The organism is Sphingopyxis sp. C-1 (genome assembly GCF_001047015.1).
Lineage (GTDB): Bacteria > Pseudomonadota > Alphaproteobacteria > Sphingomonadales > Sphingomonadaceae > Sphingopyxis.
In genome coordinates this window covers 899836-911734 of record NZ_BBRO01000002.1, presented here as the reverse complement: position 1 = coordinate 911734, position 11899 = coordinate 899836, and the positions used below count along the sequence as shown (strand labels likewise).

Genomic DNA, 11899 nt, shown 5'->3' with positions numbered 1-11899 from the left:
GTTTTAACGCGAAACGCCGATGTCGCCCGACGAGAAGCCGGGCTGGCTCGCTTCGCTATGCTTGGCGAATTCGATCCGGGCGATCGCGCGTTCATGCACTTCGTCGGGACCGTCGGCGAGCCGCAGCGTGCGCTGATGCGCATAGGCCTTGGCGAGCCCGAAATCTTCCGACACGCCCGCGCCGCCATGCGCCTGGATCGCATCGTCGATGATCTTCAGCGCCATGTTCGGCGCCTGCACCTTAATCATCGCAATCTCGGCGGCGGCGGTCTTGTTGCCGACCTTGTCCATCATGTCGGCGGCCTTCAGGCACAGCAACCGCGTCATCTCAATGTCGATGCGCGCGCGGGCCAGGCGATGTTCCCAGATGCTATATTCGGCGACCTTCTTGCCAAAGGCGACGCGCGACTGCAGCCGCTTCGCCATCTTCGCAATCGCTTCTTCCGCCACACCGATCGTGCGCATGCAATGGTGGATGCGGCCCGGCCCAAGGCGCCCCTGCGCGATCTCGAAGCCGCGGCCTTCGCCGAGCAGCATCGCTTCCTCGGCGTTGACGCGGACATCCTTCAGCTCGATTTCCATATGGCCGTGCGGCGCATCGTCATAACCGAATACGGGCAGGTGGCGCAGGATGTTCACGCCCGGCGCGTTGAGCGGCATCAGCACCATCGACTGCTGCGCGTGGCGCTTGGCGGCAAAGTCGGTCTTGCCCATCACGATCGCGATTTCGCAGCGCGGATCGCCGGCGCCCGACGACCACCATTTGGTGCCGTTGATCACATAATCGTCACCGTCGCGCTCGATGCGTGTTTCGATATTGGTCGCGTCGGACGATGCGACGCGCGGCTCGGTCATCAGAAAGGCCGAACGGATCTCGCCATTCATCAACCGGCCGAGATATTTTTCCTTCTGCGCGCGCGTTCCGTAGCGATGGAAGACTTCCATATTGCCGGTGTCGGGCGCCGAGCAGTTGAACACCTCGCTCGCAAAGCCAACGCGACCCATTTCCTCGGCGCACAGCGCATATTCGAGGTTGGAGAGGCCGGGCCCCTCGAACTCGAACGTCTCGTCGACATGATGGTGCGCGGCGGATTTGGGCGGCATGAACAGGTTCCAGATGCCGGCTTCTTTCGCCTCGGCCTTCAGATCCTCGACCACCTGAATGACTTTCCAGCGATCGCCAGCCTTGTCCTGCTCGTAATAGGTCGGGACCGCAGGGCGAACCTTGCGCTCGATGAAGTCGCGGACCCGGTCGCGCCAATAGACCTGCCGGTCGGTGAGATCGAAGTCCATCTGCGCTTCCTTTCCCTTTACGTTTACGTAAACCCTTGGACCGATTCGCCGGCCTTGCCAAGTCCTGCGGTCCGAAAATTACCTCATTTGGTCACAGCGCGCATTTTTCGCTTACGGGTGCGCTCCGCTCGCGTCGGGCTCTGCGCGCGCGGCATCGCCCAGCAGCGCGAGTCGCGCCTCGTGATCGGCGCGCGAGATCGGGAATTTGCGCATCACGATCAGCCCCAGCGTGCCGATGACGAGCACCGAGAGCGCATAGCCGAGCGCGAGATTGCCGAGCACGTCGCTGCCGACCTCGCCCGGCTTCGCATTCGCCGGAAAGGCCGCGAAGGACAGGATCAGCCCCGCGGCAAAAATGCCGATGCCGGTCGCGCATTTCTGCATGAAGAAAAAGCCGGCGAAGAACAGCCCCTCCGACCGGCGCCCCGTCTCGCTCTGCGACGCTTCGACCACATCGGCCATCATCGACGAGGACAGGATCATCAGCATGATCGAGAAGGTGTTGGATATGAACACGAGTGCGAACATCGCCGCGACGCTCGGCTTGCCGGGCAGGCCGGGGAAGACACCCTGGATCCACGCGAAATAGATGCCGCTGTTGACGAGCAGCGCGACCGCGCCCGCAAGGATCGCGCCGTCGCGCTTCCCGAGCTTTGCCGAGAGCGGCGCGACCAGCAAAAAGGCCGCGACCATCGTCCCGAAAAGCAGGAAGACATAGGCGATCATCTCACCCTGCGTGAACTGCCAGAAAAAGCCGAGCAGATAATTGTTCATCGAGAAGGTGATGCCTTGATTCACATATCCGAACAGCGCCGCGAAGACGAGCCAAAGGAAGGCGCGGTTCGACAGCGTGTCGCGCATGTCGCGCACGATATGACGCAGCGTCGTCGGCGGTTTCACATCGGCGAGGTTCGACACGGCGATCCTTTTGTGCTGCCCGGCGGCGGAGATCAGCACCGCGCCCGACATCATCAGCGCGCCGGCGAGCGCATAGGGGAAATAGCCGTCGGGATCGACGAGCCCCTTCGCGCCACCGAAAAAGACGCCATAGGCGAGCAGCAGGATGACGAGCCCGCCGCCCCAGCCGAACAGGAAGCGAAAGCGCATCACCGCGGTTCGCTCGTCATAGTCGGCGGTGAGTTCGGGCACGATCGCGACCGAGGGGACTTCGCACATCGACACCAGCGAGCGGACGACGATCGCAAGGCCGATCAGCCAGGCGACGGTCATCGTGTCGCTCATCTCGGGCGGGCTCCACAGCAGCATCCACGCGATCGCGAGCGGGATCGGCGCGCCGTAAAGCCAGGGCAGGCGGCGGCCCCAGCGGCTGCGCGTCCGGTCGGTGAGCTCGCCGATCACGGGATCGACGAAAGCGTCGGCGATCAGCGCGACCATGATCGCGGCGCCGACGATACCGGCGTCGAGCCCGATCACCTGATTGTAGAAGAGCAGCAGAAAGGTCGAAAAGCCGTTGTCCTTGACGCCGTAAGCGATGCTGCCGAGCCCGTGGGTGACCTTCAGCCAGACGGGCAGGCGCTCGGCTTTCGGCGCCGCGACGCTTGCAGCGCTCACGCGGCGGCCCCGGCCTTTGCCGCTTCCTCCATCGCGAGCAGAGCGTCGAACATGCCCGGCGTTTCCTTGTCCCAAGCATGGCGCTGGCCGATCGTGAGCCCGCCGTCGACGAGAAGATGCGTGCCGGTCATGAAGCTCGATTCCTCGCTCGCCAGATAGGCGACGGCGTTGGCGATATCCTCGGGCTGACCGCCGCGCGCGACGGGCTGCGCATTCGCGCTCATCTGCGCGATCACTTCATTCGCCTGCGTCTTGAGTTCGCCCGGCACTTCGAGCGAGGCGGTGAAGATGTTCGTATTGATGAATCCGGGGCAGATGGCGTTCACGCGGATACCATATTGCGCCAGATCAGTCGCCGCGACCTTGCTGAGATGCAGCACGCCCGCCTTGGCGACCGCATAGGCGATCGGCGAATAGCCCGCGCCGAGCGCCGCGACACTCGCCGTATTAACAATGCTCGCGCCCTTGCGGCCCTTCATATGCGGCGCGGCATAACGGATGCCCATCGCGACCGACTTCAGCACCAGGTCCATCGTCCGGTCCCAGCCTTCGGGGCTGATCTCGTCGATCGGCGCGCGGTCGCCGCCCGCGGCGGCATTGTTGAAGACGATATCGATGCCGCCGGCTTTCGCCGCCGCTTCGTTCATCAACGCCTCGATATCGCCGGGCTTGGTAACGTCGCAGCGGACGAAATCGATCTTGCCGTTCGACTGCTCGGCGAGTGCGCGACCGCCCGCTTCATCGATGTCGGCGGCAAAGACATGCGCGCCCTCGCTGGCCAGTTTCAAGACCGATGCTTTGCCGATGCCCGACGCTGCGCCGGTGACGACGGCTACCTTGCCTGCGAATCGCATGACCCATTCTCCCGTTTTCTTTTGCCACTTAGCTTAGGGGCCAAAGGACCCGCGTCAACGCTGGTCGAACCGACGCTACGGCGCCGTAACGGCAGGTGGGTCGACCCAAGTTGACGCTTGCGTAAAGCAGGCGACTGCTCCTAGATTTGGGTCAGGAAGAGGAGCCTGAAACATGAGCGATCTGGACGCTTTTCGCGCCGAAGTGCGCAGCTGGCTGGAGGCGAACTGCCCTGCCGAAATGCGCGAGCCCATCCGCGAAGAAGGCGATGTCTGCTGGGGCGGACGCAATTGGACCTTCAAGAATCAGGCCCAGAAGCAATGGCTCGAGGCCTGTGTGGCAAAGGGTTATACCGTGCCCGATTGGCCGAAGCCCTATGGCGGCGCCGGGCTGACTCCCGAGCAGACCAAGGTCCTCAAACAGGAAATGAAGCGCATCAACGCGCGCTCGCCGCTTGATAGCTTCGGCATCTGGATGCTCGGCCCCGCGCTGCTGCAATTCGGCACCGAGGAGCAGAAGGTTCAATATCTGAACCCGATCGCGCGCGGCGAAATCCGCTGGTGCCAGGGATATTCGGAGCCCGGATCGGGCAGCGATCTCGTCAGCTTGCAGACCTTCGGTGAGGACAAGGGCGATCATTGGGTCGTCAACGGGTCGAAGATCTGGACGAGCTATGCCGACAAGGCCGACTGGATTTTCTGCCTCGTCCGCACCGACAAGGCGAACAAATATCAGGGCATCACCTTCATGCTCTTCGACATGGCGAGCAAGGGCGTCACGACCAAGCCGATCCTGCTGATCAGCGGTAACAGCCCGTTCTGCGAAACCTTCTTCGACGATGTCGAAGTGCCGAAGACGCAATATATCGGCGAGATCAACCGCGGCTGGGACGTCGCCAAATATCTGCTGGGCCACGAACGCGAGATGATCTCGGGCGGCGGCGCTGGCGGCGACATGGTCAGCATCGGCGGCGCATTCGCCAAGGCGATCGGCAAGAATGCGGCGGGCGAACTCGACGATCCGATCCTGCGCGCAGAAATGGCGGCGTTCGACGTCGACGTATTTGCCTATCGCGCGATGGGCGAGCGTTTCATGGACATGTGGAAGACCGGCCGCGCGCATCCCGCCAGCTCGAACATGATGAAATATGTCGGCACCGAACTCAACAAGCGCCGCCATGAACTGGTGATGTCGGGCGGCGGCAGCGAGGCGCTCGAATGGGATAGCGAAGAGACGAAGGGCGGGGCGCGGGCGCGCGGCTGGCTGCGCACCAAGGCCAATTCGATCGAAGGCGGGACGAGCGAAGTCATGCTCAACGTTATCGCCAAGCGTATTCTCGACCTGCCCGGAGCCTGACCCATGCCTCTCTATCACAATGACGATCAGGCGATGCTCAAGGACAGCGTCGCACCCTTCGTGGCCGAACAGGCGCCGGTGTCGCACCTGCGTGGGCTCCGCGACAGCGCCGATGCCACAGGCTTTTCGCGCGACCTTTGGGCGCAGTTCACCGAAATGGGCCTGCCGGGCATGCTCGTTCCCGAGGAACATGGCGGGCTCGGCATGGGGCATATGGAGGCGGGCATCGTGCTCGAGGAAATTGGCCGCAACCTGACTCCGTCACCCTTCCTGTCGACCAGCGTCGGTGCGGTTGCGGCGCTTGCCAAGGCGGGTGGCACGCAGGCGGGCCGGTGGCTCCCCGCCATTGCCAGCGGAGAAGCGATTGTCGCGCTCGCGATCGATGAAGGCGCCAAGCATCGCCCTGACCGTATCGCGACGACCGCGACGCGTGCGGGCAACGGATTCCGGTTGGACGGCAAGAAAAGCTTCGTTCTCCACGGCCATGTTGCCGACGTCAGCATCGTCGCGGCAAAGACCGACGGCGGCATCACGCTGTTCGCGGTGCCGAAGGACGCGAAGGGCGTGACCGCCGATCCGCGGCGGCTCGTCGATTCGAGCCTCGCCAGCCATGTCACGCTCGATGGCGTCGAAGTCGATGCCGATGCAGTGATCGGCGAAGTCGATGCGGGTCAGCAGATCCTCGACGCGCTGCTCGCTGCAACGCGAACCGGTTCGGCCGCCGAGTTGGTCGGCGTCGGGCAGGGCGCGATGGACATGACGGTCAATTACCTCAAGGAACGCAAGCAGTTCGGCAAGCTGATCGGCGAGTTCCAGGGGCTCCAGCACCGCGCCGCGCATCTTTACGGCGAAATGGAAGTCGCGCGCGCCACGGTGATGAAGGCGCAGCAACTGCTCGATGAAGGCAGCGAAGGCGCGAAGCTGATGGTCTCGGTCGCGAAAGCCAAAGCCGGTCGCGCCGCCAACCTCGCGGTGCGCGAAGGCGTGCAGATGCACGGCGGCATCGGCATGACCGACGAATATGACATCGGCCTCTATATGAAACGCGACCGCGCGCTCGCCGAATTTATGGGCGATGTGCATTATCACATCGACCAGGTCGCGCGGATGAACGGCTATTGAGCCGGGGAGAAAGACAATGAATCTTCAGGACATGTTCGGCCTCGACGGCCGCATCGCACTCGTCACCGGCGGCTCGCGCGGGATCGGCAAGATGATCGTCGAGGGCTATCTCGCCGCGGGCGCTGCGCGCGTCTATATCTCGGCGCGCAAGACCGCGCAGATCGAGGAAGCCGTCGCCGATTTCGAAACGCGCTATCCGGGCAAGGTCATCGGCCTGCCGGTCGACCTGTCGACCGTCGAGGGATGCCGCGCGCTCGCCAAGGAGCTCGAAGCGCGCGAGGAACGGCTCGACATTCTCGTCAACAATGCGGGCGCGGCGTGGGGCGAACCGTTCGAGGGCTTCCCCGAGGCGGGCTGGGACAAGGTGATGGACATCAACGTCAAATCGCCCTTCTTCCTGACGCAGGCGCTGCACGGATTGTTGAAAGCGGGTGGCACCGCCGACCGTCCGGCAAAGGTCATCAACATCGGCTCGATCGACGGCCAGCGGCTGAACCCGTGGGAAACCTACAGCTATCACGCGTCGAAGGCGGCGATCCTCTATCTCACCAAGCGCCTCGCCGCGCGGCTCGTCACCGATCACATCCTCGTTACCGCGATCGCCCCCGGCGCCTTCCAGTCGGACATGAACAAGGCGGCGCGCGACCATGGCGATGCGGTCGCCAAGAGCATCCCGGTCAAGCGCATCGGCGTGCCCGAAGATATGGCGGGCGCCGCGATCTTCCTCGCATCGAAGGCGGGCGACTATGTCGTCGGTGACACGATCACCGTCGACGGCGGTCTGGTCCACGGCGATTTGCGCACCAGCATCGACGCGTAAATCTATTTCCTCGTCACCCCGGACTTGATCCGGGGTCCCGCTGTGAAACGTCGAAAAAGCGGGATGCCGGATCAAGTCCGGCATGACGAAAGCGGATAGATTGACTCGCTAATTCCCAAGGTGTATTATATAACTAACGCACCAAGGAGATAGTTCATGCGTCTCGCCTTCCTCATTCCGCCGATGATGCTCCTCGCCGCCTGCGGCTCGGAGGAGAAAAATTCCGAGAGCGGCACCCAGGTCTCGATCAACGCCGGCGACGAGCATGGCGGAGTCCAGATCAAGACCGGCAAGGACGGCGGCAATATCAAGATCGGGGGCGATGGCGCCGCGATCGACATCGATATTCCCGATTTCGTCGACCTCGATATCGAGAGCGATTTCGACATCGACGGCGTGAAACTCTATCCGGGCAGCAAGGTCACGACGGTCAACGTCGACGCCAACGACAAGAATGGCACCGACAAGGCGGTCGTCAAACTGGGCTTCACCTCGCCCGCCGCACCGACGAAGGCGGCCGACTGGATGGCGGGCGAGTTCGCCAAAAAGGACGTCAAGGTCACGCGCAGCGGCGACACGCTCGCGGGCAAGGACAAGGACGGCGCCGACTTCACGATCAAATTCGGCCCCGATGGCGCGAACGCCAAGGGCGAGGTTGTGATCACCAAGAGCTGAGGCGCCCCTCAAACCCCATCGTCATTGCGAGCGAAGCGAAGCAATCCAGAGCGGTTTACGCACACTCTGGATTGCTTCGCTTCGCTCGCAATGACGGGTTGAGTTGGTCTAGCCGCTATTCCGCAGCGCCGTCGCGATCGCGTTGATCGTCAGCTGGATACCCTCGGCGATGCGCGGATCGGTTTCCCCGGCGCGGTGGCGCTTCATCAGCTCGATCTGGAGCAGGTTCAGCGGCTCGATATAGGGCAGGCGCAGCCGGATCGACGCTTCGAGCGCGGGATTCTTGTCGAGCAGCCGCGTCTGGCCGGTGATGTCGAGCAAGCCGTCATGCGCGCGATTCCACCCGTCGCGGATGCGGCCGAAAATCGCATCATGCCCGTCGATATGCCCGGCAAGTTCGGCATAGCGCGCCGCAATCCCCATGTCGGATTTCGCGAGCACCATCTCCATATTGCCGAGCAGCGCGGCAAAGAAGGGCCAGCCCGCCGCCATGTCGGCGAGCAGCGCCTTGTCCTCGAACGCCGCAAAGCCTTCGCCGGTGCCGTACCAGCCCGGCAGCATCGCGCGCGACTGCGCCCAGCTGAACACCCAGGGAATGGCGCGCAGATCCTCGATCGCGCTCGATTTGGTGCGGCTCGACGGCCGCGACCCGATTTTCAGCGTCGCAATTTCCGCGATCGGCGTCATCGCGCGGAAGAAATCCTTGAAGGTCGGCGTGTCATAGACCAGCCCGCGATAGGCAGCGAAGGCGCCGTCCGACAGCTGGTCCATCGCCGCGGTAAAGCGGACCGCATCGGTATCGCTCAGCGCCTCGGGCTCGAGGCTCGCGAGCAGGCTGGCCGACACCATCGCCTCAAGGTTCGTCGCCGCGCTCGCCGCCGTGCCATATTTCGCCGCGATCACTTCGCCCTGTTCGGTGATGCGGATGCGTCCCTGCACCGTCCCCGCGGGCTGCGCGCGGATCGCGGCAAAGGCGCTGCCCCCGCCGCGCCCGACCGCGCCGCCGCGGCCATGGAACAATTGCATCGCGGTGTCGGCATCCTCGAACACCGGGGTCAGCGCCTGCGACGCTTGGTGCAATCCCCAGGTCGAGGTCAGATACCCGCCATCCTTGTTCGAATCCGAATAGCCGATCATCACTTCCTGATGCCCGCGCTGGCCGATCTGCGGGCCGATTTCGGGCATCGCGAAATAACGCGCCATGATTGCGGGCGCGCGATCGAGGTCGGCGATCGTCTCGAACAAGGGCACGACCATCAGGTTCGATTGTCCTGCCGCGTCGCCGCTCCGCCACAGCCCCGCTTCACGCGCGAGGATATGGACTTCGAGCAGGTCGGACAATTCCTGCGCCATGCTGATGATCCACTGGCAGATCGCGTCCTGCCCCAGCCGCGCGCGGACATCGGCGGCGGCGTGGACGATCGCGAGTTCGCCGGCAGTCTCGTCGCTCCACTGATGCCACGGCGCCGCGAGCGGCCGGTCGCTTTGCAGCTCCGCCGTCAGCAACGCGACGCGCTCTTCTTCGCCTAGCGCCAGATAATCGGCGCACACGCCCGATACCGACAGCAATTCGGCGAGGACGCGTTCGTGCACGGCGCTATTCTGCCGCATGTCAAGCGTCGCGAGATGGAATCCGAACACTTCGACCGCGCGGATCAGCCGCCCCAATGCCCCGATGCCGCCGAACTGGCCCTGGCTGTTCGCCGACAGGCCGTTGGCGATCGTGACGAGGTCGCGGCGGAAGTCGGCGGGGGTGGCGTAGGGCGCGCCGGTCAGCGCCGAGGGCCGCGGCGGTGCGCGGCCGACGATCTGCGCATAAGTCGCACAAAGCCGGGCATAAATACCTGACAAGGCGCGGCGATAGGGCTCGTCGCGGCGGCTCGGCGCGGCATCGCCGCTCGCTTCGGCCAGCGCTTCGACCGCTTCTGGAACCGCGGCGAGGCTTGCCGACACCGACAGCTCGGCGCCCAGCCCATGAACCGCGTCGATATAATGGCCGAGAACCGCAGCGGCGTTGCGCCCCGTCGCCATGTGCATCGTCTCGGCCGTGACGAAGGGATTGCCGTCGCGGTCGCCGCCGATCCAGCTGCCGACGCGCAGAAAGCTCGCGGGGCGCTGGCCCAGTTCGGCTTCCCAGCGCGCATAAAGCTTCGGCACGACGGGCAGGAAGACGTCGCGCAAATAGGTCAGCGCATTGTCGATTTCGTCGGCAACGAACAATTTCTCGGTGCGCAGCGGGCGCGTCTGCCACAGCAGCACGATCTGCCGCCGGATCGCATCCTCGACGACATCGCCCTCGGGCGTCTCTTCGGCGCCGGCATCGCGCAGCAGCATCAGTTCGGCGATGCGGTTCTTGTGATCGAGCACCGACTTGCGCCGCACCTCGGTCGGGTGCGCGGTCAGCACCGGCGCGACGAGCGAGGCGCTGAGAAGCGCCGTGATCGCATTGCCGTCGATCCCGTCCGCGCGCAGCTTTTCGATCGCCGCGGCGACCGTGGCCTCGGGCTCGGCGGCAACCCCCTGCCGGTCTTCGGCAAGGTTCGCGAGCATCGAGAAGAGCATGAACCCGCGCACGAACGCGATCGTGTCGTCGAGGCTCAGCGCATCGAGCCCCGGATCGATCGCCTCGGCACCCGCGATCCCGCGATGGCGGTCGACGCTCGACGAGCGGATATATTCGGTCTGGCGGAACAATTTGTCGCCGCCATAGGTGCGGATGACGTCGCCGAGGATCCGCCCCAAATAGCGGATGTCGGGATTTTGCGAGATCTGGATAGGCGGGCCCATGCGGCGGATTGCTGCACCTGCGAAGGCACAGCGTCAAGGCGCGCATAGCTATGCTTCTATAAGATCAGTTCGTCTCGACGACGTGGAGTGACCCCAAATCGATTGTCCGATGTACGTCGAACGTAACAGAGTTGCGCATGTTCCTTCACGCCAACTTTCGGCAATCACCCACTTCGCTCGGTTCGATGTCAGCGCGTCTCGACCAGCATCAACGTTCCCAGATCGATTGCGCGGCGGCCATCGAACGTAACGCTATTGCGCGTGTCGGTGATGAACATCAGCCTGCCCGACGCGTCGGTGATGCGCGCCGACACCGCATAGCTGTGGCGCGGATCGAGCTGGCGCTGGTCGACCGTCAGCGTGAAGGCGAAGGGCACCTGCCGTCCGTCGGCAGTGAATGACTGCTGCGCGATCGTCTTTGACGGTGCGTCCATCAGGCTGACGTCGGCGAGTGTCACTTCGACCTGCGCGGTCGGCGGCAGCGCCATGCGCTCGCGATAGGTGATGCTGCCGGTGACCGACACGGGTTGTTCGGCGGGCGGAATCGTCGCGCAAGCGGCGAGCAGCGGTGCGGCAACGATGCCGACGGCCAGCATACGGGTAATGCGAACCATGATGTTTCTCCTTTTTTCGATGGTTGGCGGGCGCCTAGTCCCATCGAGGTGAACCCATGCTGTCGTCGCCGTTGTGCGCCCTTCAGCCCTCCAGTTCAACATCCCAATAAAGCCAGTCGATCCAGCTCGTGTGCAGATAATTCGGCGGAAAGGCTCGGCCATTGTCCTGTAGCTGCCAACTCGTCGGGCGCCAGGGCTGGCGATAGAGCGGCATATGCGCCTGTTGCGGCGTCCGGCCGCCCTTCTTGAGGTTGCACGGGGCACAGGCGGTCGCGACATTCTCCCACGTCGTGCGCCCGCCCAGCCGGCGCGGGACGACATGATCGAAGGTCAGCTCCTTGCCCGACCCGCAATATTGGCACGCAAAGCGGTCGCGCAGGAACAGGTTGAAACGCGTAAAGGCCGGATGCTCCGACGGCTTCACATATTGGCGCAGCGCGATCACGCTCGGGATCGGCATCGTCCGCGTCGGCGAATGGATTTCGCGTTCGTAATTTTCGACGATGGTAACGCGGTCGAGGAACACCGCCTTCACTGCGGTCTGCCATGGCCAGAGGCTCAGTGGATAATAGCTCAGCGGCGTATAATCGGCGTTGAGAACGAGTGCCGGACAGCTATCGGGATGCCGGGCAAGATCGGGATGGAACATGGCTAGATAACGCTGCCCCCATTGCTTCACGGGATAGCGCGCCACTGCCTCCCGCGCGTGACACCATCATTACATGCCCTATCAGATTCTGACGTCAAGGGGGCTTCTGCCCGCAAGATATGGAATGATTCACTTTGACTCGGCACAGCATATGGATTC

General features: G+C 63.8%; 10 protein-coding genes. 4 read left to right on the top strand and 6 right to left on the bottom strand.

What is annotated here, in order from left to right; genetic code table 11:
• Positions 1-3 precede the first annotated feature (3 nt).
• From SC1_RS18980 to SC1_RS18970, 3 genes are all read right to left on the bottom strand, one after another.
• Positions 4-1293 carry an acyl-CoA dehydrogenase family protein gene (locus SC1_RS18980; protein WP_062185999.1) on the bottom strand — a complete coding sequence of 430 codons (1290 nt, stop codon included), beginning with the start codon at positions 1291-1293 and terminating at the stop codon, positions 4-6.
• A gap of 111 nt (positions 1294-1404) precedes the next feature.
• Complete coding sequence (locus tag SC1_RS18975) at positions 1405-2865, bottom strand: MFS transporter (RefSeq protein ID WP_062185997.1); 1461 nt, start codon at positions 2863-2865, stop codon at positions 1405-1407.
• Positions 2862-3719, bottom strand: coding sequence for an SDR family NAD(P)-dependent oxidoreductase (locus SC1_RS18970; protein WP_062185995.1), 858 nt, complete (start codon positions 3717-3719; stop codon positions 2862-2864). The genes SC1_RS18975 and SC1_RS18970 overlap by 4 nt, the downstream gene beginning before the upstream one ends.
• A gap of 172 nt (positions 3720-3891) precedes the next feature.
• Between SC1_RS18970 and SC1_RS18965 the strand changes: the two genes are divergently transcribed.
• The 4 genes from SC1_RS18965 (at position 3892) to SC1_RS18950 (ending at position 7690) form a co-directional block, all read left to right on the top strand.
• Positions 3892-5073 carry an acyl-CoA dehydrogenase family protein gene (locus tag SC1_RS18965; protein ID WP_062185993.1) on the top strand — a complete coding sequence of 394 codons (1182 nt, stop codon included), beginning with the start codon at positions 3892-3894 and terminating at the stop codon, positions 5071-5073.
• A gap of 3 nt (positions 5074-5076) precedes the next feature.
• Entirely contained in the window at positions 5077-6195 is a 1119-nt protein-coding gene (locus SC1_RS18960) for an acyl-CoA dehydrogenase family protein (RefSeq protein WP_062185991.1), read from the top strand.
• Positions 6196-6211: 16 nt separating this feature from the next.
• On the top strand, positions 6212-7015 hold the full coding sequence (locus tag SC1_RS18955; protein WP_062185989.1) for an SDR family oxidoreductase: 804 nt from the start codon (positions 6212-6214) through the stop codon (positions 7013-7015).
• A 156-nt stretch (positions 7016-7171) separates the two neighbouring features.
• Positions 7172-7690 carry a hypothetical protein gene (locus SC1_RS18950; protein WP_062185987.1) on the top strand — a complete coding sequence of 173 codons (519 nt, stop codon included), beginning with the start codon at positions 7172-7174 and terminating at the stop codon, positions 7688-7690.
• Positions 7691-7798: 108 nt separating this feature from the next.
• Here SC1_RS18950 and ppc read toward each other — a convergent pair whose 3' ends face one another.
• From ppc to SC1_RS18935, 3 genes are all read right to left on the bottom strand, one after another.
• Positions 7799-10477 carry a phosphoenolpyruvate carboxylase gene (ppc, locus tag SC1_RS18945; protein ID WP_062185985.1) on the bottom strand — a complete coding sequence of 893 codons (2679 nt, stop codon included), beginning with the start codon at positions 10475-10477 and terminating at the stop codon, positions 7799-7801.
• A 188-nt stretch (positions 10478-10665) separates the two neighbouring features.
• Positions 10666-11091, bottom strand: coding sequence for a YbaY family lipoprotein (locus SC1_RS18940; RefSeq protein ID WP_062185983.1), 426 nt, complete (start codon positions 11089-11091; stop codon positions 10666-10668).
• An 82-nt stretch (positions 11092-11173) separates the two neighbouring features.
• Positions 11174-11740 (bottom strand): HNH endonuclease, encoded by a 567-nt coding sequence (locus tag SC1_RS18935; protein WP_062185982.1) that lies wholly within the window; start codon positions 11738-11740, stop codon positions 11174-11176.
• Between the last annotated feature and the right edge of the window lie 159 nt (positions 11741-11899).

Excerpts from the sequence above, each read along its gene's own strand:
- SC1_RS18980 (WP_062185999.1), bottom strand. The coding sequence starts at position 1,293 with ATGGACTTCGATCTCACCGACCGGCAGGTCTATTGGCGCGACCGGGTC.
- SC1_RS18970 (WP_062185995.1), bottom strand. The coding sequence starts at position 3,719 with ATGCGATTCGCAGGCAAGGTAGCCGTCGTCACCGGCGCAGCGTCGGGC.
- SC1_RS18965 (WP_062185993.1), top strand. The coding sequence starts at position 3,892 with ATGAGCGATCTGGACGCTTTTCGCGCCGAAGTGCGCAGCTGGCTGGAG.
- SC1_RS18960 (WP_062185991.1), top strand. The coding sequence starts at position 5,077 with ATGCCTCTCTATCACAATGACGATCAGGCGATGCTCAAGGACAGCGTC.
- SC1_RS18955 (WP_062185989.1), top strand. The coding sequence starts at position 6,212 with ATGAATCTTCAGGACATGTTCGGCCTCGACGGCCGCATCGCACTCGTC.
- SC1_RS18950 (WP_062185987.1), top strand. The coding sequence starts at position 7,172 with ATGCGTCTCGCCTTCCTCATTCCGCCGATGATGCTCCTCGCCGCCTGC.
- ppc (WP_062185985.1), bottom strand. The coding sequence starts at position 10,477 with ATGGGCCCGCCTATCCAGATCTCGCAAAATCCCGACATCCGCTATTTG.
- SC1_RS18940 (WP_062185983.1), bottom strand. The coding sequence starts at position 11,091 with ATGGTTCGCATTACCCGTATGCTGGCCGTCGGCATCGTTGCCGCACCG.
- SC1_RS18935 (WP_062185982.1), bottom strand. The coding sequence starts at position 11,740 with ATGTTCCATCCCGATCTTGCCCGGCATCCCGATAGCTGTCCGGCACTC.